This is a genomic window from Sphingomonas sp. Leaf30, from assembly GCF_001422525.1.
GTDB lineage: Bacteria > Pseudomonadota > Alphaproteobacteria > Sphingomonadales > Sphingomonadaceae > Sphingomonas > Sphingomonas aerolata.
In genome coordinates this window covers 880,587-903,851 of sequence record NZ_LMKZ01000018.1, presented here as the reverse complement: position 1 = coordinate 903,851, position 23,265 = coordinate 880,587, and the positions used below count along the sequence as shown (strand labels likewise).

Below are 23,265 nucleotides of genomic sequence, written 5' to 3'. Positions count from 1 at the left end.
CGCCCCGGCGGAGGCCGGGGTCCAGTTGGGGGACGTTGATGGCGACGGATCGTCCGCTGTTACTGCGACCTTTCCAACTGGGCCCCGGCCTTCGCCGGGGTGGTGGGATGGGGGTGCCCCCTGCTCAGCCTGCTCAGCCTTCCCAGCCTGCTCAGCCTTCCCAGCCTGCCCAGCCTTCCCAGCCTGCCCCGCCGGATCGAACGTGGCCGAGTCGATGCCATTCTCGACCGCGAGGATGCGTCCGGTGGCGCCGCCGGTGCGGAACAGGGTGGCTTCGGCTTCGCTGACGAACAGGCTGGCCGAGACCCTTGCCGCGATCTCCCGCTCGAAGGCCCCTAACAGCCGTGCCTCGCGGCGCATCATCCAGCGCATCGCACCGCGGGAGTCGTCGGCGAAGCCTGCGAACTTGGCGGAGTCCATGTCGACGAAATCCATGACCACGGGTGGCCCGTCATCGGGGAGGTACTGCGCCATCTGACCCGAGAAACAGTAGATGCCGTCGACGCGCGGCAGGACGCGGTCAACCGCGGCCTGCATGGCGGGAGAGGCGAACGCCGTCAGCGAGACGGGCTTGCCGGTGGCCAGCGCCTCGAGTCCGGCGCGCGCCTGCGACTTGCCGCGTGGCAGGATCGTGCAGCTCGCCAGCATGTCCGTGAAGGCGGCTGGCGGATCGAGGTCCGCCGCGTCGTCGGCAAATGCGACGAGATGGACGCGCATGCGTGCGCCGAGATAGCGGAGGACGTGGAAGCTGCGGATCTTGTCGCCGCGATCGGGCGGGAACGGCACCCGATGCGCGAGGAACAGCAGGTCGCTCACCCCAGACCCCGGGAAATCCACGGTCCGGCGAGGTTCGCCGCCCAGAGCGGCATCTTCTTCCAGCTACGCACCATCAGCGCATATTTGGGATTGAGCGGATTGACCTCGCGCGCGGGGCCGTCGCTGCGCTTGGCATAAAGCCGCGGCACGGGCGTAAATCCCCAGTTCTTCTTGAACGCCGCCGCGCCGGTGCCGGTCTTCGACCGTCCAAAGTCGAACCGCGTGCAGCCGCGCGCGCGGGCATGCGCCATCAGCGCGAAATACATCCGGTCGTTGGCGCGCAGGCCGCGCGCCGCCTCGGTCCCGCCGCCCCAATAGGGATAGACCGTCCCGCGGTGATAGAGGCTGAGCACGCTCGCGACCGCGCGGCCGCGGTGGCGGACGGTCAGCACGTCGGCATCCATCGTCTCGACGACGCTGCGGAACAGCCGCGCGGGAAAGACCGGCGTGCCCAGATTGCGCACCGATTCGGCATAGACGCGGTAATGCTCGGCGAGCATCGCGGGGGCGCGGCCGGTCGCGATGTCGAGATCGAAGCCGAGCGCGCGCCGCACCTCGGCGCGCTGCTTGCGCGGGATGGCGAGCAGTTCGGCATCGTCATCCGCCGCCAGATCGCGCGCGAACCCCAGATAGCTGTCCGCATCGCTGTCCCACCCCGCGGGCACAGCGCCACCGCGAAGCTCGACCGACGGGCAGCCGCGCCGCTGCGCCAGATCCCAGGCCGCCGCGGCGAGCGGCTCGACCGCGGCATCGCCGAGCACGCCGCCATCGACCGCAAACCCCGCCGAGACGAGCGCACGCCCGAACAGCGGCGACCGCATCTCGGTCAGCGGCAGCACGCCGGTGATCGTGCCGCCCCGCTCCGCGACCAGATAGCGTGCGCGCTGGCCGCAACCGCGCGCGACCGCGATGCTCCACGCGGGCAGGTGGAACGGCGTCGCCGCCGCCGTCGCATCGACGAACGCCGCGATCCGCGCGCGCTCGTCCGCGTCGGCGAGATCCGCCTCGCGCACTATGGCCGTCGTCACCGCAGCCGACCCGCCTCGACCGCGACCGCGGCATCGACGCGGCCCCAGTCATGCCGGCCGAGCAGCCCGCGCAGCTTGCCCGCCATCGCACCAAGCCGCGAATAATGCCGGATCTTCGAGCGCAACGGTGCCGCCGCGACACGCGGCTGGGCGGGGTCGATCTCCCAGGGGTGGAAATAGAACATCGCCGGGTGGTCGGCGGCGTTCACCTGGCGGACCGCGAAATCCATCAGCGCGGCGGGCAGCAGCCGGAAGAAGCCGCCGCCCGTGGCGACGCGGCGCGTGCCGAACTGCGCGACGGTGACGGGCACTTCGAGCAATGCGCTGTCGGCCAGCGGGCGGAAGGCGAAGCGCGGTGCGTCGCGCCAGCCATAATGATCGTGCGCGAGCGGTGCGACGCTCGACGAATAGGCATAGTCAGCCTCCGCCAGCACGGCGTGCGCCCAGGGCGTGCGCTGGTCGATCGAGAAGCTCGGCGCGCGGTAGCCGGTGACACGCTGTCCCGCCGCATCCTCGATCGCCGCGCGCGCCCGCGCGAGGTCGGCGCGGAACAGGCCTGCATCCATCGTGAAGACGCGCTGGTGATCCCAGCCATGGCTCGCAATCTCGTGCCCGGCATCGACGATCCGGCGGATCAGTGCGGGATAGCGGTACGCGACCCAGCCGAGCGTGAAGAAGGTCGCGTGCACACCGCGTTCGGCGAACAGCGCGAGTACCGCATCGGTGTTCGCCTCGACCCGCGGCTGGAGGCTGTCCCAGTCCGCCTTGTCGATCACCGTCTCGAACGCGCCGACCTGGAACCAGTCCTCGACATCGACCGACATGCCGTTGCGGATCGGGCCGGCCTTTACCGCCGTCGTCACCGGATCACGCCGCGTCGTGCCAGTGCGACGCGCCGCGGATCGGCTTGTAATCGGGCCTGGGCTCGTCGCCCTCGACCCACTCGACGAGCAGCGTCAGGACACGGCGCAGTGCCTGGTCCTGCTGCTCGACGCGCGCCTCGAGCATCGCGAGACGGTCGAGGACCGCGGGGTCGGTGGCGGGGTCGGTGGCGGGGTCGGGCGTGGCGCGGGGCTTTGCCGCGGGTTCGGGGGCAGGCTCGGGCGCGGGCGTCGTCGCGAGTGTCGGCAGGTCCGCGGTCAGGTCGCTCTGCACGGCGCGGACGACGGCGCCGTCGATGACGCGCAGATCCTCGATCGCGGCATAGAGCATGACGCGGCCCGCCAGCATGTTGAGGCGGCGGGGGATGCCGTCCGACCCGTCGAACAGCGCGGCGACCGCGTCGTCGGTGAACGCCGGATTGCCCTCCCACCCAACCACCGACAGGCGGTGCGCGATATAGTCGGCGACCTCATGCGGCTCCATCGGATCGAGATGGTGGATCGCGATGACCCGCTGGCGCAGCTGTTCGAGCCCGTCGGAGCCGTGGAGCCGGTCGCGGAATTCGGGCTGGCCGAGCAGCAGGATCTGCAGCAGCGCATGTCCGGCGGTCTGGAAATTGGACAGCATCCGCAGTTCCTCGAGCGCGGACACGGGCAGCGCCTGCGCCTCGTCGACGATCAGCAGCGTGCGCTTGCCGGTCCGCGCGACGGCGTGCAGCCCGCGTTCGATCGCGGTCAGCAGCTGCGCCTTTTCGAGCCCCGCCGGGTCGACACCGAGCGCGGTCGCGACGATCCGGAGCAGGTCGCTCGCCTCGATCGCGGTCGACACCAGCCGGATCGCGTTCAGGCTCTGATGGTCGATCGTGTCCATCAGATGCCCGACCAGCGTGGTCTTGCCCGCGCCGATATCGCCGGTCATGACGATGAAGCCCTCGCCCTGCGCCAGGCCATAGCCGAGATACGCCATCGCCTTGCGATGCGTCCCCGATTCGAACCAGAATCGGGGGTCCGGGGTGAGCTGGAACGGGCGTCCCGTCAGTCCGTAATGTTCGTCGTACATCTGCCAAATATCCTAGAACTGATACCGTGCACCGAGCAACGCCTGTGCGGACCAGTCGCTGTCGAAGTCGCCGACCTTGAAGCTGTATAACCCGAGCGACGCGGTCGTGCCGAGCCGTCCGAAATTGCGGTAATAGGTGCCGGTCGCGCCATAGGACCAGACCCCGCCATCGCCCGCGGTAACGAAACCGCCGCCGAGCTGGCTGTCGAAATAGTTCACGAACGCGGTCGCATTGATCCCCGATACCGAAGACAGCGACCGCGCGAAATAGAGCTGGCCGTAATAGCTCTCGTCCTCAAGGCCGGTGACGACGAGGCCGGGCGCGCCGCGCGGCGCGAACAGCCGGCGATTGGCATAGCCGATCCCGCCGCCAAAGGTCGTCCGCCCGCGCGTCGCGACGAGCACCGCGTCGATCCCGCGCGCGCGGTAGCTCGAGGTGGAGATCGACTGGAACACGTCGTCGAGGCAGCCGCCCGGCGCCGCACCGGTCGCACCGAACACGCAGCCGTTGAACTGTTGCGCGAAACCCTGGTTGGGCGCGAGGAAGCTCGTCGGCAGGTTGGCGAGGCCGGTGCGCAGCTGGCGACCGAAGGTCTGCACGCCGTCATAGACGTTGACCGCGACGCCGACGTCCTTCGACGCCTGGTAGGTCGCGGTACCGGTGACGCTGAGCGAGCCATAGCGTTCGCCGATCCGCGCCTCGACCGAGGTCCGCCGGTTCGGCCGCCAGATCACGCCCGCGTCGTAATAGAGCCCGTCGGTGCGATAGGCGATGCGGCGCGGCGATCCCGGCGCGGTCCGGAACCGGCCGTCGCGGTCGAGCACGGGGACGCCGGCGGCATCGACCAGCGCGTCCTTCTGGCTCGTCTCGATCCGTTCATAGCCGAGGCCCGCGGTCAGCGCGACATAGGGCGACACCGGCAGTACCGCGTCGCCGCGGCCGAAATAGCCCTGGTAGCGCTGGCTGAGCTGGCCGGCGGTCTCGCGGTCGAACCCCGCGCTGGCGGTCAGCCCGACCGGCAGCAGCGTGCCCGGCCGGAAGCCCGCGCTGGCGGTCGCGGTGTGGCCGATCGAATCGTCGTAATAATCGAGCCGCTGCCCGCCGGTCGCGGCGGTGCCGAAGGTCGGGGTCTCGACCTTGGTATAGCCCAGCCGGTAGTTCGCGTTGACCGCGACGTCGCCCACCTGCGCGGCGAAATTCGGGCCGCCATAGACGGCATAGACCTGCGCGATGTTCGACACGTTGCCGACCAGCACGCCGGGCGCGGCGCCGCGGATGTCCGAGCGCGACCGCGTGGCAATTCCGCCCGCTTCCAGCGAGAGGTTGCGCGTCAGCTGCGCCTCGACCCGCGCGAGGCCCGAATGGATGTCGGTGTCGCCAATATCGTCGTCATAGGCGAAGCGGCGTTCGTAGCGATAGCTGACCTGCCCGTTGATCCGCGCGGTCGACACCGCCGCATCGACGCCGGCGGCGAGCGAGGTGTAGGTGAGCACGTCGCCGCCGCCGAGATCCGCGGTGAGGATCTGCGTCGCCTCGATATAGGGCCGGACGACGACGCGCCGTGCGCCCTGCCCGCTACCGGACGCGGAGTCCGACTGGGCTAGCGCGGGCGCCGCGACGAACAGCGCCGCCGCGCCACCGAGGATCAGGCGGACATCGCTCACCGCGCGCCGCCTTGCTCGTAATAGCTGCCGAACCGCGCGCCGCCGGGGACGAACGACACCGCGTTGAGCACCAGCTGGATATGCTCGCAGCTGTCGAGCCGGTTGACCGCGGCGCGGACCTCACTCTCGGGCGTGTGGTCGGCGCGGACGACGAGCATGACCTGCCCGACCAGCATCGCGAGCACGCCCGCGGGGGACGCGGCGAGCGCAGGCGGCGAATCGAAGATCACGATGCGCCGCGGATCCGCCGCGAGCAGCCGCGCGAGCACCGCGCGGGTCCGCGCGCTGGCGAGCAGTTCGGTGTCCATCGTGGTCCGGTCGCCCGCGGGCAGGATCGAGAGATGCGGCACGTCGGTGCGGATCACCAGCGTCTCGACGTCGATGCTCGTGTCGGCCAGCGCATCGAGCAGGCCGGGGCCATCGTCGAGCCCGAGCTGCCGCAGCACGTCGGGCTTGGCGACATCGGCATCGACCAGCAGCACCTCGGTATCGCGCTCCGCCGCGATCGAGAGTGCGAGGTTGATCGCGCAGAAGGTCTTGCCGTCGTTCGGCCGCGCCGAGCAGACGAGGATCGTGCGCGCCTTGTCGGGCACCGCGCTGGCCTCGATCTGCGCGCGCGTAATCAGCAGCTGCCGCTTGATGAGGCGGAACTCCTCCGCGAGCGGACCGACCGGCGCGCCGGGCACCATCATGCCGTTCGCCGCCAGCATCCCGCGATCGATCATCGCCGTGTCGCTGGCGACGAACGGCAGGTGGAACTCGTCGGGCAATTCCTGCCCGATCGGCGCGCGAAGCTCGGCCGGGATCGCGAGGAAGGTCGCATCGTCGGAGTCCGGCGCGTCGGCTTCGAACGCGGCAACGGGCTCGGCGGCAGGCTCAGGCGCGCGTGCCGGTTCGACCGGCGGCACCGGCGGCCGGGCCCGCACGTGCTGGTTGAAATCATAGACCGTGGCGGCGCGTTCGAGCAGCGACGGCGCGCGTGGCGGCTCGCCGCTGGCATCGTGCGATTCGGGGATCTTGCTACGCATGGTCACGTCCTCAGGCCGCCAGGCCACGCTGCAGGATCTCGACGCCCAGCAGCAGCACATAGGCGGCGCCGAGTGCTGCCGTGCCGCCGAGGAACATCCGGAACTGCTTGGCGCGCAGCTCGGACTGGGTGCGCGTCACGACTTCGCCGATCGACCCGATCACCGGCATTCCCGCGACGCGTTCGAGCCGGGCGCTGGTCGCGAACGTGCCGCGGAGCTGGCCGAGCAGAAACGCGCCGCCGATCCCGGCACCGAGCCCGGCGATCAGTACGCCGGTCAGCAGCAGCATCCGGTTCGGTGCGCTTGGCTTTTGCGGCGTGGTCGGCGGGTCGATCACGCTGAACTTGACGCGATCGGTCTGCGACTGCGCCTGGCCGCGGAGTGCAATCTGCTCGCGCTGGGTCAGCAGCTGGTCATACTGGTCCTTCAGCACCTGATAATCGCGGTCGATCGCGCCCTGTTCGGCGGCGACGGTCGGATCCTCGGAGAGCTTCGCGTTGAGCTGGTCGAGATCGCCCTGCAGCTGCGTGCGGCGGATCCTGAGCGACGCGACCGCCGCCTGCTTGTCCGCCATCATCGCCTGCAGCGAGACATAGAGCGGATTGGGCGACGAGCCCGCGCCGCTGCCGCCCGACAGCGGTTCGCCGCGCGACGCCGCGGTTGCCTGGGCGAGCTGCGCGCGCAGTGCGACGACGTCGGGATGGCTTTCGGTATAGCCGCGCGCACGGGCATCGGCGAGCTGCCCCTGGATCGCCGCCAGCCGGGCGCGCGCGGGTCCGGCCGCACCGGCGACGCCGCCGCTGCCCGCGACGGTTCGCGCGACGCCGGCCATCTGTCCCTGCACCGCCGCCAGTCCCGATTGCGCCGCCGCGAGATCGCCATCGACCTGCGCCATCTGCGAACGCGCGGCACCGATCCGGTCGGCGACCGACCCGGTGCCGGGCAGCGCGCCGAGATAGCGATTCTGGAAGTCGGCGCGTTTGGCCTCCGCGTCCTGGAGCTGCTTCTGCCGCTGCGCCAGCTGCTTGTCGAGGAAGCTGAGGCTCTGGCTGGTGCTCGTCCGGTCGCCTGCCAGATTGCCCTCGACGAAGATGTCGATCAGCTTCTGCGTGATCGTCCGCGCCAGCTTCGGACTCGCCGCGGTCGTCGCGATCTCGAACAGATTGTCCTGCGCCGACGTCACCTTGATCGACTGGGCGAGGCTGGCGACGCGGTCGGCGACGTCGCGGTCGCTGGCGACCGTGTTGGCAAGGTCGGTGCCGCGCACGACCTTCTCCAGATTGACCGCGGAGGTCAGCGTCTGGCGGATCGTGTCGATGTCGGTGCGGCTCGAGGCCGACGGCTGGTCCATACTCGCGGGCAGCAGGTTCTGCATCTGGACAAAGACGCGCGCGCGCGATTCATAGCGGCTCGGGATCTGCGACACGAACAGCCAGCCGAGGACGCACACGCCCCACGCGATCGCGAGCGCGAGCCACCGCCGCGTCCAGATCGCGTGCAGCGCGACCCGCGCCTCGTCATAGATGCCGTTCATACCGCCACGCCTCAGAACATCGATTCGGGGATGATGATGACGTCACCAGGCTCAAGCCTGACATTGGCGGACGAATCGCCCTTTTTCAACAGGTTCGAGATTTGCAGCGAGAACTCGCTCTGCTTGCCGCTCGCCCGGTCGTAGCGCACCAGCCGTGCCTTGTTGCCCGCCGCATACTGGCTGAGCCCGCCGACCGCGATCATCGCGTCGAGCAGGGTCATATTGGCGCGATAGGGAATCGAGGCGGGCTTTTCGGTCGCGCCGACGATGCGGACCTGCTGGCTGTAGGTACCGCTGAAATTCTCGACGATGACCGAGACGATCGGGTTTTTGACATATTCGCCGAGCGCCTTCTTCATGTCGTCGGCGAGCTGGGCGGGCGTCTTGCCGACCGCGGACATGTCGTTGACCAGCGGCGTCGTGATCCGGCCGTCGGGGCGGACCTGGACCTTCGACGACAGTTCGGGATTGCGCCAGACGAAGATGTTGAGCTGATCGAGCGGGCCGATCACATATTCCTCGCCCGGCAGTTCCTTGTTCGCGACATAGGCCGCGGGCGGCAGTTCGGGCGGACCGCCGGTGCTGCTGCAGGCGGCCAGCGACGACGCGGCGAGCCCCAGCGTGAACAGGGAACGGGAAACGGGTCCGGAACGCATGGGCACTGATCTCCTGGCGCCATCCCGGCAACGGGTGTCCGATGGCCGGTTAAACTCGCACGGGCTATGCAGGGAAACAGGTGAAGATAGCGTTTAGGAGCGCTCCGCAACCCCGCCCGCCGCCACGCTCATGGCTGGGGTTGGACTGAAGTAACGATCTCGAGCGCGGGTGGATGCCCGAGAAACGCCGCCGGGCTCGCGCTGGCACCGTATGCGCCCGCCATGAAGATCGCGATCAGGTCGCCGGGCACGACCGGCGGCAGCGCGACGCGGTCGCCGAGCCGGTCGAGCGGGGTGCACAGCGGTCCCACGACCGACACCGCGTCGGCCGCGGCCGCCTCCCCCATCCGCGCGGCGACCGCGATCGGATAGTTGCGCCGGACCACGGTGCCGAAATTGCCGCTCGCCGCGAGCTGATGGTTGAGCCCGCCATCGACGACGACGAAGGTTTCGCCCTGGCTCTGCTTCACGTCGATGACGCGGGTCAGGTACACGCCGGCCTCGGCGACCAGCCACCGCCCCAGCTCGATCGCGAACCGGGTGTCGCGCAGCACGGCCGCGCGGGTCTCCAGTGCCGCGTGCAGCGCCCCACCCACCCGCTCGACGTCGAGCGCGATGTCGTTCGCGAAATAGGGCACGCCGAACCCGCCGCCCAGATTGACCAGCGTCGGCGCGACGCCCGCCGCGTCGGCGAGCCGCGCGGCGAGGTCGAGCGTCGCCGCCTGCGTCTCGATGATCGCGCCCGCGTCGAGCGCCTGGCTGCCCGCATAGATGTGGAACCCGCGCCAGTCCGCGCCCGCCGCGACGATGTCGCGCACCAGCGCCGCCGCACGCTCCGCATCCACCCCGAAGGGCGAGGCGCGGCCGCCCATCCGCATCCCCGATCCGCGCAGTTCGATATCGGGGTTCACGCGCACCGCCATCCGCGGCGCGATGCCCAGCCGCGCGCCGATCGCGAACCCGCGCGTGGCCTCGCCCTCCGATTCGACGTTCAACGTCGCGCCCGCGCGGATCGCTGCCGTCAGTTCGTCGTCGCGCTTGCCGGGACCGGCAAAGCTGATCGCGGGCGCCGGCTTCACCGCCAGCGCCATGCCGAGCTCGCCCGCCGACGCGACGTCGAGCCCGTCGACCAGCGGTGCGACCGCCGCGAGCAAGTCCGAATGCGGGTTCGCCTTGATCGCGTAGTGGAGGTCGATCGCGGGCATCGCCGCGCGGAACCGCGCGATCCGCGCCGCGACGATGGCGCTGTCATAGACGAACAGCGGCGTGTCGCCGGCGTGTGCGACCCAGGCCTCCGCGGACCGCCCGCCGATCGTCAGCGCGCCCAACTGGTGCGCAAATTCGGGCGGCAACGCCCCCATCGGCTTCATCATGCCTGTCCCTGTTCCTGTGCAGACGACCATGCCCGGACCTCGGCCGCGATCGCGGACCGGTCGAGCTTGCCGTTGGCGTTGCGCGGCAGCGCGTCGCGCCACAGATAGCCGGCGGGCTGCATGAAGCTCGGCAGCGCGGTGCGCAAGCGGGTCCTGAGCGCGGGCTCGGCAGCCGCGTCGCCTGCGAGCATCACGACGATCGCCTGCCCCAGCCGCGGATCGGCCACGCCGACCGCGACTGCCTCGCGGGCTTCATTGCCGGCGAGTACCGCCTCCTCGACCTCGAGCGGGCTGATCCGGTTGCCCGCGCTCTTGATCATCTCGTCGTCGCGGCCGACGAAGCGGAGCAGCCCGTCCGCGCCCTCGACCACCGTGTCGCCCGACCAGACCGCCATGCCGTTGCCGTCGGGCGCGGGGCGGAAGCGCTGCGCGGTCCGCTCGGCATCGCGCCAATAGCCCTGCGCGACCAGCGGGCCTGCATGCACCAGTTCGCCCGGCTCGCCCGGCGCGGCGCGGCGGCCGTCGGGCCGGATCACCGACACCTGCGCGAACGGGATCGCGCGGCCCATCGCATCGGGGTGCGCGTCGATCAGCGCGGGGTCGAGATAGGTCGAGCGGAACGCCTCGGTCAGCCCGTACATCGCGTAGATATCCGCGCCGGCGAACCGCGCGCGCAGCCCTGTGACGAGCCGCGGGGTCAGCGCGCCGCCCGAATTGGTCAACCGCCGCAGCCGCGCCGCGGTCTCCGCCGGCCAGTCCGCCTCGAGCAGCTGCACCCAGAGCGGCGGCACGCCGGCGAGCGTCGTCGCGCCGACCCGTTCGACCGCCTTCACGACGTCGCGCGCGACCATATAGTCGATCGGCGCGACCGCCGCGCCCGCCGCCCAGGTCGAGAAGAGCTGGTTCTGGCCATAATCGAACGACAGCGGGAGCACGCCCAGCACCCGGTCGTCGCGCGCGAGCTTCAGATAGTGTGCGACCGACACCGCGCCGAGCGACAGATTGGCATGGCTCAGCATCACCCCCTTGGGCCGCCCGGTCGATCCCGAGGTGTAGAGGATCGCGGCGAGCGTCGCCGGATCGGCATCGGACGGTCCCGGGCCGCCCTCGCGCTGCAGATCGAGCGTGGCCTCGTCGACGATTGCGCAGTCCGCCGGCACGTCGCCCGGCTCGAGCGTCGCCGCCCGCGCGCCCTGCGTCACCAGCAGCGCAGCACCACTGTCGGCCATGATATGCGCGACCTGCGCGCGCCGCAGCAGCGGGTTGACCGGGACATGGACCAGCCCCGCGCGCGCCGCCGCGAGCGGCATCACGCACGCCACCCGCGTCTTGGGCAGCCACGTCGCGACGCGCGCACCCTCTGCAAGACCCTGCCCCGCCAGCCAGCCCGCGAGCGCGGCGACCGCGGTTTCGAGGTCGCGGAACGTCATCGTCCCTGCGCGGTCGATCAGCGCAACGTCGTCGGCTGCGCCGCGCGACGTCAGGTGATCGATCGGAAACGGGACGGGGTCGGGCGGGGTCATGGGTCCTCCATAGCGCCAAGCCGTTGCCGAATTCACCCCCGCACGCTAGCGGGGCCCGGTTCGCAACGGTTCAGGCGATGCTCGTGATCTTCGAAGGTACTTCCCAGGTTGAAACGACGGTCCGCGCCGTCCTTGCCGACATCCTTGGCCTCAGCGCCGAGCGAGTCGCGGCATTCACCGACGACACGCCGTTGTTCGGCGCGCTCCCCGAACTCGATTCGATGGCGGTGGCAAGCGTGCTGACCGAGCTCGAGGACCGGCTCGGCATCCTGATCGAGGATGACGAGATCGACGGCGAGATGCTCGAGACGTTCGGCGCGCTCGTCCAGTTTGCGGCGCGCAAGGCGTTGGTCTAGCCTCGGCCGGGATGACCGGCCCCCGCTTCGATCGCTATGACTGGGCCGGCGGGCGCGAGACGATGCTGCGCTTCGGCCCCGATGCCGGACCGGTGGTCGTCGCGGTGCTGCCGCTGTTCGAGGAGGCGAACCGCACGCGCGCATTCCTCGTCGCGATGCTGCGCGCGCTGGCCGGGCGCGGGATCGGCAGCATCCTGCCCAACCTGCCCGGTACCGGCGAGAGTGTGATCGAGACGCGCGACCTGCGGTTGCCCGACCTGCGCCGGGCGTTTGCCGCGGTTGTCGGGACGCTCGACGTGCCGGTTTACGCGCTCACGATTCGGAGCGGTGCGCTTGTCGATTGTGACGCCAGCCTTACCGGGCGGTGGCGGCTCGCACCGCAGGCGGGCGATGATTTGTTGCGCGACCTGAACCGGATCCGCGCTGCGTCGACGATGCCCGACGAGGATGTCTATGCGGGCAACAGCCTGTCCGCCGCGCTGCTCGCCGATCTGCGCGACGCGGTGCCATATGCGGCGTCGCGAACGGTTCGACTCGAGAGCGATCCGCGTCCGGCGGATGCGCGCTATCCCGGGGCGCCGCTGTGGCGGCGGTCGGAGCCGGGCAGCGATGCAACGCTCTCCGACAAGCTGGCCGCGGACATCGCCGGGTGGATCGCCACATGCGGCGGCTGATCGCGGTCCCCTGCGAGGGTGAGACGCTGGTAGCGACGCTCGACGACGCGGCGGGCGCGACGGGGGTGCTGATCGTGTCGGGCGGCAACGAGATCCGCAGCGGTGCGCACCGCGGCATGGCGATGCTCGCGCGGCGGCTGGCGGCTGGGGGCACGCCGGTGTTCCGCTACGACCGCCGCGGCATCGGCGATTCGAGCGGCGAGAATGGCGATTTTCTGTCGGCGCAGGCCGATCTGGTCGCCGCCGCCGCCGCGTTTCGCGCGGCCGTGCCGCACGTCACACGTCTGGTCGGGTTCGGCAATTGCGACGCCGCGAGCGCGCTCGCGCTGTTCGGGGGGGCGGCGGGGGTCGACCGGCTGCTCCTCGCCAACCCCTGGGTGATCGCGCCGACCGACGACCTGCCCCCTGCCGCCGCGATCCGCGCGCGCTATGCGGCGCGGCTGCGTGATCCGGCGGCGTGGTTCAGCTTGATCCGCGGCGGGATCGATCTGCGCAAGCTGGTCCGGGGTCTGGTGAGGCTGTCGCGGGCGTCGGGGGAGGTCGAGGGCGACCTCGCCAGCCGGGTCTGCGGCGCGATCGACGGGTGGGCGGATCGCGTCGTCATCCTGCTCGCGACTGGCGACGTGACCGCGCAGGTGTTTGCGGATCGCTACCGCGGCGCGGCGCGGATCGTGCGGCTGGCCACCGATTCGCACAGCTTTGCCGGGACCGCGAATGCCGCTGCGTTGGAGGCGGCGCTCAGGGACGTGATCGACGGCACTGAGAATGCACAGGTCCCCGCCTCTCCCACTTCGTCATCCTGACGAACGTCAGGACCCAGGGTTACGGGCAGTGCCGTTCCTGGCTCTGGATCCTGACTTTCGTCAGGATGACGGAGGTTGGGATGGGACGCTGGCACTCCCCCGTCCGTCATAATGGCGAAAGGTGTGAGGGGAACACCGGCACCTCTCCTCTCGTCATCCTGACGAAAGTCAGGATCCAGGGTTACCAGCGGTGCCGTCTTTGACTCTGGATCCTGACTTTCGTCAGGATGACGGAGGGTGTGAAGGGCGCGGATCGGAAGGACGCACGCCCCCCCGCGCTTACTCCGCGGCTTCGGCCAGCTCCGCGAATTCCGCCGCCGCCAGGAACCGCTCCGCGTCGAGCGCGGCCATGCAGCCCGTGCCCGCTGCGGTCACCGCTTGACGGTAGACCTTGTCCGCCACGTCGCCGCACGCGAACACGCCCTCGACGCTGGTGCGCGTCGAGCCGGTCTCGACCGAGATATAGCCGTCCGAATCGAGATCGATATGCCCGCGGAACAGCTCGGTCGCGGGGTGGTGGCCGATCGCGACGAAGCCGCCATCGACCGCGAGGCGCGAGCGTTCGCCCGTCACCGTATCCTCGAGTTCGAGCGCGACGAGCCCGGCATTGCCGCCGCCGTCGACGAATTCGCGGACTTCCTTGTTCCACAGCACGGTCACGCCCTTGTGCGCGAACAGCCGCTCCTGGAGGATCTTCTCCGAGCGCAGCGAATCGCGGCGGTGGATCAGCGTTACGTCGGGCGAATGGTTGGTGAGGTACAGCGCCTCCTCGACCGCGGTGTTGCCGCCGCCAATCACCGCGACCTTCTTGCCGCGGTAGAAGAAGCCGTCGCAGGTCGCACAGGCGCTGACGCCCTTGCCCTTCATCGGCTCCTCGCTGTCGATGCCGAGCCACTTGGCCTGCGCGCCGGTCGCGATGACCAAAGTCTCGCCCTCATAGACGTCGCCGCTGTCGCCGGTCAGGCGGAACGGGCGGCTGCTGACATCGACCTTGACGATCGTGTCCCACATCATCCGCGTACCGACATGCTCGGCCTGCGCCTGCATCTGCTCCATCAGCCACGGGCCCTGGATGACGTCCTTGAAGCCGGGATAATTCTCGACATCGGTGGTGGTGGTCAGCTGGCCGCCGGGCTGGATCCCCTGGACGACGATCGGCGCCATCCCGGCGCGCGCGCCATAGATCGCGGCCGACAGCCCGGCAGGCCCGGAACCGAGAATGAGCATGCGGGTCGTGTGCGTCGTCATCGTGATATCCTTGGAGTTTCGGATCTCATCTAGGCGATGGAGCATGCGATTTGAACCATCGCGTCCGCAATCGGCGTGCATCGTTTGCCGCCCCGCTTCGTTGGAAGGCAAAAGCGGAGAGACGTATGAGCGACGACCGGACCATCGAGATCGAAGACTATACCGCACCCGCCGGCGGCTGGGGGTCGATGAAATCGCTCGTGGAGATATCCGCGCGCGAGAAGATCGGCCCCGAAGCGCTGCGCGAACTCACGCGACAGAACAAGCCCGAGGGCTTTGCGTGCGTCAGCTGCGCCTGGGGCAAGCCTGCGCACCCGCATGCCGCCGAATTCTGCGAGAATGGCGCCAAGGCGACCGCGTGGGAGCTGACATCCTACCGCGTGACGCCGGCCTTCTTTCAGGAGCATACGGTCACCGAGCTGCTCGGCTGGAAGGATTTCGATCTCGAACAGGCCGGCCGCCTGACGCATCCGCTGAAATATGACGCCGCAACCGACAAATATGCCGCCTGCAGCTGGGACGAGGCGTTCGCCGGGATCGGCGCGAAGCTCAAGACCTATGACCCGACCAAGGTGATCTTCTACGCCTCGGGTCGCGCGAGCCTCGAGACCTCGTACATGTACAGCCTCATGGCGCGGATGTACGGCAGCCAGAACCTGCCCGACAGCTCGAACATGTGCCACGAGACGACCTCGGTCGGGCTGAAATCAGCGATCGGCTCGGCGGTCGGGACGATCCACCTCTCGGACTACGAGAAGTGCGACGCGATCTTCTATTTCGGGCAGAATCCGGGTGTGAACAGCCCGCGCTTCCTCCACCCGCTGCGCGACTGCGCCAAGCGGGGTGTCGAGATCGTCGTGTTCAATCCGCTGAAGGAGCGCGGTCTGGAGAAATTCCAGGATCCGCAGAACCCGCTGGAGATGGTCACCGGCAAGTCGACGCCGATCGCCTCGCAATATCACCAGGTGAAGACCGGCGGCGACGTCGGCGCGCTGATGGGGATGTGCAAATATCTGATCGAGGCCGATGATCGCGCGCGTGAACTCAACACGCTGCGGATCCTCGACCACGCCTTCCTCGCTGAGCACACCACCGGGTTCGAGAAGTTCGCGGACGTCGCGCGCGGCACCGACTGGGCGACGATCGAGCATGAGAGCGGGCTGTCGCGCGTCGAGATCGAATCGGCCGCGAAGGTCTATGCGAAATCGAAGGCGGTGATCGCGGTATACGGCATGGGCCTGACCCAGCATGTCGGCGGCATCGACAACGTCCACATGCTCGTCAACCTGATGCTGCTGCGCGGCAATATCGGCAAGCCGGGCGCGGGCATGGGCCCGGTCCGCGGCCATTCGAACGTCCAGGGGCAGCGTACCGTCGGGATCACCGAAAAGCCCGAGCTCGCCCCGCTCGACAAGCTCGCCGAGCAATATGGCTTCGAGCCGCCGCGCGAGCTCGGCTGGGATACGGTCGCGTCGTGCGAGGCGGTGCTCGAGGGCGAGGCGCAGGCGTTCATCGGCCTGGGCGGCAATTTCGTCCGCGCGATCCCCGACCATGCGCGGATGGAGCCGGCGTGGCGCGGGATCGACCTGACGGTGCACATCGCCACCAAGCTCAACCGTTCGCACCTGCTGCCCGGCAAGACCTGCTATCTGCTCCCCTGCCTCGGCCGGATCGAGACCGACATGCAGGGCACCGGGCCGCAGAGCGTCTCGGTCGAGGATTCGTTCAGCCAGATCTATGGTTCGAAGGGCAAGGCGACGCCCGCCGCGGAGACCTTGCTGTCCGAGCCGGCGATCCTTGCGGGTATCGCCAAGGCGACGCTGGCGCCCAATCCGAAGCTCGACTGGGATGCGTGGGTGCGCGACTATGCGCGGATCCGCGATGCGATCGCCGAGACCTATCCGGACATGTTCTCCGACTTCAACGCCAAGATGTTCACGCCCGGCGGCTTCTGGAAAGGCGTGCCGGCGGCGCACCGCGAATGGCTGACCGAGAGCGGCAAGGCGGAGATCAACGTCCCCCACTCGCTTAACGTCACCGGGTTCGAGGAGAGCGAGGGGCGGTTCCGGCTGATGACGCTGCGGTCGAACGATCAGTTCAACACCACCGTCTATGGCTATCACGACCGGTTCCGCGGCGTGAAGGGCACGCGCGACATCGTCTTCATGAACCGCAGCGACATGCTGCGCATGGGGCTGACCGATGGTGACGACGTCGATCTGGTCGGCGATGCGGGCGACAATGGCGACCGCCGCTTCAACAAGCTGCGCGTCGTCGAATATTCGATTCCGGAAGGGTGCGTCGGGGCCTATTACCCCGAGTGCAACCTGCTGATGCCGGTCGCGCACCATGCGCGCGAAAGCCATGTGCCTGCCGCCAAGTCGGTGCCGGTGCGGATCGAGAAGACACGCTGAGCCCGCCCAGGATCCTCGGCGTCGTCCTGGCGGGCGGTCGGTCGTCGCGGTTCGGGTCGGACAAGGCACAGGCGCTGCTTGACGGGCGCCGCCTTGCGGATCACGCCCGTGCGCTGCTCCGGCCGCATGTCGATGACGCGGTGGTCGCGGGGCGGGATGGCCTGATCCGCGACCTGCCGGGGCCCGATCTGGGGCCGCTGGGGGGCATAGCGGGTGCGCTGCACCATGCGGCGGGGCTCGGCTACATATCGGTCCTCACGATCGCCTGCGACGTGCCTGCGTTGCCCGACGGGTTGCTGGCGGCGCTGGCCCGCCGCGCGCCTGCCTTCTGTCCCGATGCGCCCGTGCTGGGGCATTGGGAGACCGCGTCCGCCGCCGCGCTGCTCGCGCATATCGAATCGTCGCCGCGCCGCTCGGTGCGCGGCTGGGCGGAGGCGATCGGCGCCTTGCCGATCCCCGCGCATGGGGTCATCCCGAACATCAACACCCCCGAGGACATGGCCGCGCTGTGACGACTGCCCGTACCGAAGCGATCACCATCCTGCGCCCCGACACCGTCGCGGCGGGAACGCGCGCGATCGCGATCGAGGTGCCCGTCGCGATCGAGGTCGACGGGCTGGGCTATGCGGTGATGATGATGACGCCCGCCGACCTGCCCGCCTTCACCACCGGGTTTTTACTGACGGAGCGGCTCGCCGACAGCGCCGACGACGTACGCGACATCGACGTGTTCGAGGCGGAGGCGGGTTGGATCGTCCGGGTCGGCCTGTCGGAGCGGTGCAGGGGGCGGATCCACGACCGCGTCCGCCACCGGACCAGCGACACGAGCTGCGGGCTGTGCGGCATCTCCGGGCTCGAACAGTTGCGCAAGCCGGTGGCGGGCACCCCGCCCCGCCCCGACGTGCCCGTCACCGCGATCTTCGCCGCGCTGGCGGGGCTGCGTGCGCACCAGCCGCTCAACGCCGCGACGGGGGCGATCCATGCCGCCGCCGCCTGCGACCGGTCGGGAGCCGTGCTGGCCGCCTATGAGGATGTCGGGCGCCACAATGCGCTCGACAAGCTCGTCGGCGGGCTGGCGATCCGGTCGACCGAGCCCCCCGCCTTCATCCTCGTCACCTCGCGGATCAGCTTCGAGATGGTCGACAAGGCGCTGGTCGCGGGCGTGGCGATGCTGGTGGGGATCTCCGCGCCGACCAGTCTCGCGATCGATCACGCGCGCGCACACGGCCTGACGCTGCTTGCGCTCGCCCGCAGCGACGCGATCCTGGTCGTCAACGACCCGTTCGGTGTGTTTGAAAATGGTAGCGAAGGAGGGACTTGAACCCCCGACCCCAGGATTATGATTCCCGTGCTCTAACCAACTGAGCTACTTCGCCGTACCGTCTGCGGGGAAGCATTCTTCCCTGCGAGGCGCGGCCTATAGGAAGCGGATTCGAGGCGGTCAAGCAAACATGTGACGCGAAATCGCTTCCCAGGGCCCGCCGCGATACCACCAGGCGCCGAGCCCGGCGATTTCGACGTCCCGCGCCACGAAGTCGCGCTGCAGATTGCCGAGCAGCAGCTTGGCGACCGACGGGTTGACCTTGTTCTGGATCGTGACGTGCGGACGCCAGCCGCCCGCGTCCTGCGGCGTCAGCATCCCCGTAAACGCATCGGCCAGCCGCGCGCGGATCCCGACCAGCTCGGGCGATTCGATCCGGTAGGCGACACCACGCCCCAGCGACATCAGCCCGCCGATCCGCGCCCGCGGTGCGGGCAGCCCGCGCGTCTCCTGGTTCAGCCGGTGCTTCAGCTCGTCGAGGCCCGAGGGCGGCAGGTGGTGGAACAGCGTCAGGTGCGAATCGAGCTGGTTGCGCTCGGGCGGGAAATGCTCGCGCCGCATCGCGTCGAAGAACGCGGTGTCCTGGCGGCCGAACAGCGCCGTGACGATGATCGGGGCGACTTCGGTCGTGCTTGCCATCATGCAGATACTTCCCCGGCGCAGGCCGGGGTCCAGTTGGAAAGGTTGATGTAACTTTGCGTGATGTCCGCCATCGACGTTTCCCAACTGGGCCCCGGCCTCCGCCGGGGAGGTGCGGGGTGCCGACCGACTGAGATCAAATCTCGATCTGGCTGCCGAGCTCGACGACGCGGTTGGTCGGCAGGCGGAAGAATTCCATCGCGCTTTCGGCGTTGCGCAGCATCCACGCGAACAGCTTTTCGCGCCACAGCATCATCCCCGGCTTGTCCGAGGCCAGCAGCGTCTGGCGCGAGAGGAAGAAGCTGGTGTCCATCATCTTGAAGTCCGCGCCACAGCTGTGCACCTGGCGCAGCGCGGCGGGGACGTCGGCATCCTCCATGAAGCCATAGCGCAGGATCAGACGGTGGAAGCCGTCACCCAGCTCGTCGCGCACTGCACGGTCGTGCGCGGGCCAATAGGGCTGGCCGACGATCTTGACGGTCAAAAGGATGACGCGCTCGTGCAGCACCTTGTTGTGCTTGAGGTTGTGGAGCAGCGCGTGCGGCACGCCGTCGGAGGTCGAGGTCATGAACACCGCGGTCCCCGGCACGCGCGACGCGGAGTTCGCCGCCGAGCCGATGAACACCTTGATCGGCATCGCCGCCTCGCGCATCCGGTCGATCATCAGCTGCCGCCCCTTCGACCAGGTCGTCAGGAAGGTGAAGATGATGAGGCCGATCAGCAGCGGGAACCAGCCGCCATCGGGTACCTTGGTCAGGTTCGCCGCCAGATAGGCGCCGTCGACCAGGAAGAAGATCGCGAGCAGCGGGATCGCGGCGATCTTCGGCCAGTTCCACAGGCGGAACAGCACGACGCCGAGCAGGCAGGTGTCGATCAGCATCGCCCCCGTCACCGCGATGCCGTAAGCGCTGGTCAGGTTCGACGAGGTGCGGAAAAACAGCACCAGCAGGATCACCATCACCATCAGCGCGCCGTTGACCAGCGGGATGTAGATCTGGCCCGCGGTCGCGGCACTGGTATGCTCGATCCGCAGGCGCGGGATGAAGCCGAGCTGGATCGCCTGTTGCGTGACCGAGAACGCGCCCGAGATCACCGCCTGCGACGCGATCACCGCGGCCATTGTCGCGAGCAGGACGAGCGGCAGCTGGAGGCTTTCGGGGGCGAGATTATAGAACGGGCTGACGAGCGCCGCCTGGCCATCGCGGAACAGCAGCGCGCCCTGGCCCATGTAATTGAGGATCAGTGCGGGCAGGACGAAGAACAGCCAGGAGATGCCGATCGGCCTGCGGCCGAAATGCCCCATGTCCGCATAGAGCGCCTCCGCGCCGGTCACCGCGAGCACCACCGAGCCGAGCGCGAGGAAGGCGCGGGTCGGGTCGATCAGGAAGAACTCGACCGCATAATGCGGGGAAAAGGCCCAGAGCACGCCCGGCGTCTGGATGATGCTGAGGATGCCGAGCACCGCGATGACGCTGAAATACACCAGCATGATCGGCCCGAACACCATGCCGATTCGCGCCGTGCCGCTCTTCTGGACCCAGAACAGCGCGATCAGGATCGCGATCACGATCGGCAGGACGAGCCCGGCAAAGCTCGGCGCGGCGACCGCGAGCCCCTCGACCGCGGACAGGACCGACACCGCGGGGGTGATCATGCTGTCGCCGTAGAACAGCGCGGTCGCGAAGACGCCGAGCAGGATGATCCCCTTGCTCCAGCGCCGCGTCTTGGTCTTGCCCGAGACGAGCGCGAGCAGCGCGAGACTGCCGCCCTCGCCCTTGTTGTCCGCGCGCATGATGATGATGACGTATTTCACCGTCACGACGATCATCATCGACCAGAACATCAGGCTGATGACGCCCATGATGTGCGCCGAATCGAGCGCGAGCTTGTGGTGCCCCGCAAAGGTCTCGCGGAATGCGTAGAGCGGGCTCGTGCCGATATCGCCGAAGACGATGCCGATCGCGCCAAAGGCGAGTTTCAGCATGCCGTCCGCATGATGGTGGCCGGTATCCGGATCGAGACCGGCGGGGGGCACGGTCGAGGCCGCGGCTGTGGGATCGACGCTCACTGGACGGTGAATCGACCCGGAAGTGCAGCAATCATCATCGAAATTCCGATTTCACCCTGTGCCCCAAGCTGGCGCATTTAGCATGGGGGTTGGAGAGCGGCAACGGGACCGCCGGCAACGTGGATTAACCGGGGCTGATCACGCCGCTTCGCCTGTTGGAAGTAGGGAGCTATCAGTAACGGGCGTTGCCGTGCATGGCCAACGTGCGCAGGAAAACGTCAGCGCGTGACGACTTCGCGAATCACGAAATGCGAGGCCAGTCGCGTGACGCCCGGCAGTTGCGACAGTGTCTCGCGGTGGATCCTCTCGAACGTCTCGCCGCGCCGGAGCTCGACGTGGAGCATGTAATCCGCCTCGCCGCTCATCAGGAAACATTGCGCGACCTGCGGACAGCTGACGATCTCCGCCTCGAACGCCGCCATCGTCTCTTTGCGCTGGTCGCGGAGCGTGACGTTGACCAGGACGATGCTCGGATCGCCGCGCGCCGCGCGCGACAGGATCGCGCGATAGCCGGTGATCGCGCCACTCTCACGCAGCTGCGCGACGCGGCGATGCGCCGCGCTTGGCGACAGCCCCACCGCCTCGCCCAGCTCGGCGCTCGTCAGGTCGGAGTTGGCCGCCAACAGGTCCAGGATCCTGCGCTCGATCGCGATACTCACAAATTTCCCGCTTCGTCATGTCTGAGTGCAATATTCTCCCGAATATGATAGGGCAGCGGGACGGCTTTGCGAACCCTTCCCGGTCGATGCGCGCTACACTGCGGTCAAAGATAATGGAGTGGAAATGATGCGCGTCGGTGTTCCCAAGGAAATCAAGAATCACGAATATCGCGTCGGCCTGACCCCGCCGTCGGTCGCCGAACTGGTCGCCGCGGGCCATGAGGTCGTCGTCGAGACCCAGGCAGGCTCGGGCATCGACTTCGAGGACCAGGACTATGTCGACGCGGGCGCGACGATCCTGCCGACCGCCGCCGCGGTGTTCGCCGCCGCCGACATGATCGTGAAGGTCAAGGAGCCGCAGCCGGTCGAGATCGCGATGCTCGAACCGCGCCACCTGCTCTTCACCTATCTCCACCTCGCCGCGGACAAGCCGCAGGCCGAAGGCCTGATGAAGTCGGGCGCGACCTGCATCGCGTACGAGACCGTCACCGACCATCGCCGCGGCCTGCCGCTGCTGAAGCCGATGTCCGAGGTCGCGGGCCGCATGTCGGTGCAGGTCGGCGCGCATTATCTAGAAAAGGAACAGGGCGGCCGCGGCGTCCTGCTCGGCGGCGTCCCCGGTGTCGCACCCGCCAAGGTCGCCATTCTGGGCGGCGGCGTGTCGGGCGTCAACGCCGCGCAGATGGCGGTCGGCATGCGCGCCGACGTGACGATCTACGACATTTCGAACGATCGTCTGGCCGAGCTCGACATGTTCTTCTCGAGCCAGATCAAGACCGCCTATGCCTCCAAGGCGGCGATCGCGGCGGCGGTGAAGAACGCGCATCTCGTCATCGGCGCGGTGCTCGTGCCGGGCGCGGCGGCCCCCAAGCTCGTCACGCGCGAGATGCTGAAAACGATGAAGCGCGGTTCGGTGCTGGTCGACATCGCGATCGACCAGGGTGGTTGTTTCGAGACGAGCCATGCCACCACGCACGAGGATCCGGTGTTCGAGGTCGACGGCGTGATCCATTACTGCGTCGCCAACATGCCCGGCGCGGTCGCGCGCACCTCGGCCTTCGCGCTCAACAACGCGACGCTGCCGTTCGCGCTGAAGCTCGCCAATCTGGGTGCGGAAGCCGCGATGAAGGCCGACCCGCACCTCGCCAACGGGCTCAACGTCTACAAGGGCAAGATCGCGTACAAGGCGGTCGCGGATGATCTGGGTTTACCTTACGAAGCTTGGTCGAATTAAGCGGGAACGGATGCGGAACACGGGGGTTGGACAGGCGAAAGGAATTTCACGCATGTCCGACACCCCGAACCCCAAGTCCGAGCCCTTTTCGAACGCCGAGAAGGATCCGCATGACTGGACGACCGGCGACGAGAAGATGACCGGCGCACAGGCCAGCTATCTGAAGACGTTGTCCGAAGAGGCGCATGAGGAATTCGACGAATCGCTGACGAAGGCCGATGCCTCGCTCAAGATCGACGAGCTTCAGGGCAAGACCGGCCGCGGTCAGTAAGCCCTTTTGCGGCA

At 68.6% G+C, this 23,265-nt stretch carries 21 protein-coding genes and 1 tRNA gene; 8 read left to right on the top strand and 14 right to left on the bottom strand.

From position 1 onward, the window contains the following. Window positions 1-812: 812 nt before the first annotated feature. From ASE89_RS17945 to ASE89_RS17905, 9 genes are all read right to left on the bottom strand, one after another. Window positions 813-1,844: a FemAB family XrtA/PEP-CTERM system-associated protein gene (locus ASE89_RS17945; RefSeq protein WP_056680373.1), complete on the bottom strand. Its 1,032-nt coding sequence runs from the start codon at window positions 1,842-1,844 to the stop codon at window positions 813-815. Then, window positions 1,841-2,668, bottom strand: coding sequence for an XrtA system polysaccharide deacetylase (locus ASE89_RS17940; protein ID WP_056680914.1), 828 nt, complete (start codon window positions 2,666-2,668; stop codon window positions 1,841-1,843). The genes ASE89_RS17945 and ASE89_RS17940 overlap by 4 nt, the downstream gene beginning before the upstream one ends. A gap of 43 nt (window positions 2,669-2,711) precedes the next feature. Further along, window positions 2,712-3,785 (bottom strand): ExeA family protein, encoded by a 1,074-nt coding sequence (locus ASE89_RS17935; RefSeq protein WP_056680370.1) that lies wholly within the window; start codon window positions 3,783-3,785, stop codon window positions 2,712-2,714. A 12-nt stretch (window positions 3,786-3,797) separates the two neighbouring features. Beyond that, window positions 3,798-5,450, bottom strand: a complete 1,653-nt coding sequence (locus tag ASE89_RS17930) for a hypothetical protein (protein ID WP_236701855.1) — start codon at window positions 5,448-5,450, stop codon at window positions 3,798-3,800. Next, complete coding sequence (locus ASE89_RS17925) at window positions 5,447-6,478, bottom strand: AAA family ATPase (protein ID WP_056680908.1); 1,032 nt, start codon at window positions 6,476-6,478, stop codon at window positions 5,447-5,449. Before ASE89_RS17925 ends, ASE89_RS17930 begins: the two co-directional genes overlap by 4 nt. Before the next feature lie 10 nt (window positions 6,479-6,488). After that, entirely contained in the window at window positions 6,489-8,012 is a 1,524-nt protein-coding gene (locus ASE89_RS17920) for an XrtA system polysaccharide chain length determinant (RefSeq protein WP_056680367.1), read from the bottom strand. Between the two features lie 11 nt (window positions 8,013-8,023). Next, a complete protein-coding gene (locus ASE89_RS17915) occupies window positions 8,024-8,668 on the bottom strand; it encodes an XrtA/PEP-CTERM system exopolysaccharide export protein (protein ID WP_031393819.1) in 645 nt (214 codons plus the stop codon). Between the two features lie 128 nt (window positions 8,669-8,796). Beyond that, window positions 8,797-10,038 (bottom strand): pyridoxal-dependent decarboxylase, exosortase A system-associated, encoded by a 1,242-nt coding sequence (locus ASE89_RS17910; RefSeq protein WP_056680364.1) that lies wholly within the window; start codon window positions 10,036-10,038, stop codon window positions 8,797-8,799. Then, complete coding sequence (locus ASE89_RS17905) at window positions 10,038-11,564, bottom strand: acyl-CoA ligase (AMP-forming), exosortase A system-associated (RefSeq protein WP_056680361.1); 1,527 nt, start codon at window positions 11,562-11,564, stop codon at window positions 10,038-10,040. Before ASE89_RS17905 ends, ASE89_RS17910 begins: the two co-directional genes overlap by 1 nt. A gap of 77 nt (window positions 11,565-11,641) precedes the next feature. Here ASE89_RS17905 and ASE89_RS17900 point away from each other — a divergent pair, with 77 nt between their 5' ends. The 3 genes from ASE89_RS17900 to ASE89_RS17890 are packed head-to-tail and all read left to right on the top strand — an operon-like array spanning window position 11,642 to window position 13,397. Further along, window positions 11,642-11,920: an acyl carrier protein gene (locus ASE89_RS17900; protein WP_031441379.1), complete on the top strand. Its 279-nt coding sequence runs from the start codon at window positions 11,642-11,644 to the stop codon at window positions 11,918-11,920. An 11-nt stretch (window positions 11,921-11,931) separates the two neighbouring features. Beyond that, window positions 11,932-12,594 carry a hypothetical protein gene (locus ASE89_RS17895; RefSeq protein WP_056680358.1) on the top strand — a complete coding sequence of 221 codons (663 nt, stop codon included), beginning with the start codon at window positions 11,932-11,934 and terminating at the stop codon, window positions 12,592-12,594. Next, window positions 12,582-13,397 carry a hydrolase 1, exosortase A system-associated gene (locus tag ASE89_RS17890; protein ID WP_056680355.1) on the top strand — a complete coding sequence of 272 codons (816 nt, stop codon included), beginning with the start codon at window positions 12,582-12,584 and terminating at the stop codon, window positions 13,395-13,397. Before ASE89_RS17895 ends, ASE89_RS17890 begins: the two co-directional genes overlap by 13 nt. Window positions 13,398-13,676: 279 nt before the next feature. Here the strand turns inward: ASE89_RS17890 and trxB are convergent, their stop codons facing one another. Further along, the gene (gene trxB / locus ASE89_RS17885; RefSeq protein ID WP_031395129.1) at window positions 13,677-14,645 is read right to left on the bottom strand and encodes a thioredoxin-disulfide reductase; all 969 of its coding nucleotides are present in this window, start codon (window positions 14,643-14,645) and stop codon (window positions 13,677-13,679) included. 125 nt (window positions 14,646-14,770) lie between these two features. Between trxB and ASE89_RS17880 the strand changes: the two genes are divergently transcribed. Genes ASE89_RS17880 through fdhD form a run of 3 tightly spaced genes read left to right on the top strand, consistent with a single transcriptional unit; the run spans window position 14,771 to window position 18,380 of the window. Further along, on the top strand, window positions 14,771-17,059 hold the full coding sequence (locus ASE89_RS17880; RefSeq protein ID WP_056680349.1) for an FdhF/YdeP family oxidoreductase: 2,289 nt from the start codon (window positions 14,771-14,773) through the stop codon (window positions 17,057-17,059). After that, complete coding sequence (mobA, locus tag ASE89_RS17875; protein WP_330219067.1) at window positions 16,966-17,571, top strand: molybdenum cofactor guanylyltransferase; 606 nt, start codon at window positions 16,966-16,968, stop codon at window positions 17,569-17,571. Before ASE89_RS17880 ends, mobA begins: the two co-directional genes overlap by 94 nt. Beyond that, window positions 17,568-18,380, top strand: a complete 813-nt coding sequence (gene fdhD, locus ASE89_RS17870; RefSeq protein WP_056680902.1) for a formate dehydrogenase accessory sulfurtransferase FdhD — start codon at window positions 17,568-17,570, stop codon at window positions 18,378-18,380. The genes mobA and fdhD overlap by 4 nt, the downstream gene beginning before the upstream one ends. On the opposite strand, the gene ASE89_RS17865 is transcribed toward fdhD, so the two are convergent. From ASE89_RS17865 to ASE89_RS17850, 4 genes are all read right to left on the bottom strand, one after another. Continuing rightward, window positions 18,359-18,435: transfer RNA gene (locus ASE89_RS17865), tRNA-Met, on the bottom strand. The two genes, fdhD and ASE89_RS17865, sit on opposite strands and share 22 nt — an antisense overlap. Before the next feature lie 65 nt (window positions 18,436-18,500). Continuing rightward, a complete protein-coding gene (locus ASE89_RS17860; protein ID WP_056405672.1) occupies window positions 18,501-19,019 on the bottom strand; it encodes a 2'-5' RNA ligase family protein in 519 nt (172 codons plus the stop codon). Window positions 19,020-19,155: 136 nt separating this feature from the next. Beyond that, on the bottom strand, window positions 19,156-21,003 hold the full coding sequence (locus tag ASE89_RS17855) for a potassium transporter Kup (RefSeq protein WP_107932838.1): 1,848 nt from the start codon (window positions 21,001-21,003) through the stop codon (window positions 19,156-19,158). A 302-nt stretch (window positions 21,004-21,305) separates the two neighbouring features. Then, window positions 21,306-21,746 (bottom strand): Lrp/AsnC family transcriptional regulator, encoded by a 441-nt coding sequence (locus ASE89_RS17850; protein WP_056680347.1) that lies wholly within the window; start codon window positions 21,744-21,746, stop codon window positions 21,306-21,308. 127 nt (window positions 21,747-21,873) lie between these two features. Between ASE89_RS17850 and ald the strand changes: the two genes are divergently transcribed. Further along, window positions 21,874-22,980, top strand: coding sequence for an alanine dehydrogenase (gene ald, locus ASE89_RS17845; RefSeq protein WP_037532307.1), 1,107 nt, complete (start codon window positions 21,874-21,876; stop codon window positions 22,978-22,980). Window positions 22,981-23,032: 52 nt separating this feature from the next. Further along, window positions 23,033-23,251 (top strand): DUF3072 domain-containing protein, encoded by a 219-nt coding sequence (locus ASE89_RS17840; protein WP_056405507.1) that lies wholly within the window; start codon window positions 23,033-23,035, stop codon window positions 23,249-23,251. The last annotated feature ends 14 nt before the right edge of the window (window positions 23,252-23,265 follow it).